The organism is Actinotalea sp. C106, from assembly GCF_023630195.1.
Taxonomy (GTDB): domain Bacteria; phylum Actinomycetota; class Actinomycetes; order Actinomycetales; family Cellulomonadaceae; genus Actinotalea.
On the sequence record NZ_JALPKN010000637.1, the window covers coordinates 1 to 567 of the forward strand.

The 567-nt window shown below is 77.2% G+C and carries 1 pseudogene; it reads right to left on the reverse strand.

The annotated features are described in order from the left end of the window. Positions 1 to 567: pseudogene (locus tag L0B03_RS18935) on the reverse strand (glycosyltransferase family 2 protein); the annotation flags it as partial.

Here is a 567-nt window from a genome sequence, read left to right on the forward strand (position 1 = left end):
CCTCCGACTTTCGGCGAGCACGAGGTCCGCGGCATCCGGCGCGGCGGGCCGCCCGTGCCCGGGGGCCCCTTCGACCTCGCGCGCGACCAGGGACCGGGCGGTCTCGGTCAGCTGTCGACCGTCCTGCCGGAGCAGGGTGGCCTCGACCTGCCCGTCAGGGTCGGTGCGCAGGGACAGGACCCGCGCGGAGAGGTCGGAGGACTGAGCCTCGCGCCCGACGGCAGGAACCACGGGCCGTTCGAGCACCTCGAGGGCCAGGGCCTCCTCGGCGGCGCGGTGGCTGCCGGAGTCCCGGGTGGCCCAGGTCCAGCTGCCCAGCACGAGGGCGGGGCCCGCGACCGCCGCGAGGGTCACCACGCCCGCCGTCACCTGGCGCCAGCCGAACGAGTGGCGCGCCATCGCCTGCCGCAAGCCGTCAGCCCCGAGGACGGCAGCCGTCAGCAGCCCGAGCAGAGCCAGGCTCAGTCCCGACCCTGGCCAGGCCGTGGCCAGGACCGTGCCGAGATCCTGGCCCGCCGCGAGCCCCGTCTCGACCCGGCCTGCGACGCCGGCCGCGAGCAGGCCGGT